Below are 1,778 nucleotides of genomic sequence, written 5' to 3' on the forward strand. Positions count from 1 at the left end.
CTTCTTTCCATGGGTTTATATTACTTTGGTTTGACCTGGGATAGCATGAGGATAAAATCCATCTTCGTTTGGAAGTACTTTAGGCATTGCATCCCAAGCCAGCCTTTCAGGTTTTAGGTTTATGTTAGCGTTGATGCCTTCTTCCCAGGTAACAGGTTTGCCTGAATAAGTGGCGTATCGTCCCAAGATGGAAGTCATTGTACTTTTTGCAGCATTTTCAGCATCAGCAAATTTGTATTCTCCTTTCACTACCGCATCAAACAACTTGTCGTGCTCCACTTGGTATGGGTTGGCATTGCCCGCCCCATCATGGTCATAAAGGCTATTTCCTTTTAAATCCGTTAACTTACCAACATGTCCGGCATTCATATAGGCCTTACCTTTTGTTCCTTGGAAGCTTTCGTCAACTCGGTTATGTGCGCCGGGGAAATGACGACATTCACTGTGGATAACGGTACCATCCTCATAGGTAAAAAGAACCACATGGTGGTCAAATATCTCCCCATTATCCTTGCCTCTTCTTACGGTTCTTCCTCCGGTTCCTTCGGCTTTTATTGGGTAGCTATTTTTCACCCAGTTGGCCACATCCAGGTTGTGTACATGCTGTTCTGTGATGTGATCTCCACATAGCCAGTTGAAATAGTACCAGTTTCTCATTTGGTATTCCATTTCTGTCTGTCCCGGTTGACGTTCTCTTACCCATACGCCACCGTCATTCCAGAATACCTGCCCACCAATGATATCACCGATCTGGCCATTGTGAATTCTGTCAATGGTTTGGATATAATTGTCTTGATAATGTCTTTGAAGGCCAACTACCACATTTAATTTTTTGGCCTTGGCAGTTTTGGCAGCGGCTAAAATTCTGCGGATCCCTACAGCATCTGTAGCCACAGGTTTTTCCATGAAAATTTGTTTTTCAAGACGCACAGCCTCTTCAAAATGATCAGGTCTAAAGCCTGGAGGAGTTGCGATGATTACAACATCCGCATCTTTCATTGCCTCTTTGTAACCATCAAAGCCTACAAATTTCTTCTCTTCAGGAACAACTACTTTATCCTTACCATATTTTTTTAGAATACGCTCGTGACTTTGATCTAAACGATCCCTGAAGGCATCAGCCATGGCCACAAGTTTGATGTTTTGTCCGGTTTCAAATGCCTGAAAAACTGCTCCTGTTCCTCTACCTCCACATCCAATAACTGCGATTTTTATTGCATCGTCTCCGGCAGCATAAGCGCCGGGTAAAGTGAAAGGGCTTAGCAGTGCTCCTCCGGTTATTAAAGCAGAAGTTTTGATAAAACTCCTTCTTTCGTTATTATTTTCTTTCATTATTTATTGAGTTTATTTTAATAATCTTCCATTGGCTCGGTGCCATAGTATTGTTCAATATATTCTTTGCTAGGTGGTGTTAGAGGTCTGATAATCCTCATTCCTAAGAAAGGTGCTTCAGGAAACCACCATTGGCTTTTTGGAATTTGTGGGTCGATCCTTTTCTATTCAGGAGTACTTGAAGCCCGCTTGCTGCTGGTCATTTCCTCAGGCTTGTCATCATAGCTTCCCCCTCTAATTACTTTAGGGTATAGTTCTTCAGACAAATTGATTGGATTGTCTGCTTTAGCGCCTCGCTGGGTGTAGGCATTTGCTTCATAATGGCCCATGGTCCATTCATTGACATTTCCTAAGATGTCATATAAGCCCCAAGGATTCGGCTTTTTCTGTCCAATTTCATGTGTGGTCCCATCGCTGTTGGCTTTATACCAGGCAAATTCTCCCAA

At 42.7% G+C, this 1,778-nt stretch carries 2 protein-coding genes; both read right to left on the minus strand.

Annotated features, from left to right (window positions below):
* Positions 1 to 15: 15 nt before the first annotated feature.
* Positions 16 to 1,332 (minus strand): Gfo/Idh/MocA family oxidoreductase, encoded by a 1,317-nt coding sequence (locus AAC037_RS24125; protein ID WP_339906225.1) that lies wholly within the window; start codon positions 1,330 to 1,332, stop codon positions 16 to 18.
* Between the two features lie 164 nt (positions 1,333 to 1,496).
* On the minus strand, positions 1,497 to 1,778 hold a 282-nt coding region (locus tag AAC037_RS24130; RefSeq protein ID WP_339906227.1), incomplete at its 5' end, for an SUMF1/EgtB/PvdO family nonheme iron enzyme.

The organism is uncultured Cyclobacterium sp. (genome assembly GCF_963976465.1).
Taxonomy (GTDB): domain Bacteria; phylum Bacteroidota; class Bacteroidia; order Cytophagales; family Cyclobacteriaceae; genus Cyclobacterium.

Coding starts and splice junctions, on each gene's coding strand:
- AAC037_RS24125 (WP_339906225.1), bottom strand. CDS start 1,332: ATGAAAGAAAATAATAACGAAAGAAGGAGTTTTATCAAAACTTCTGCT.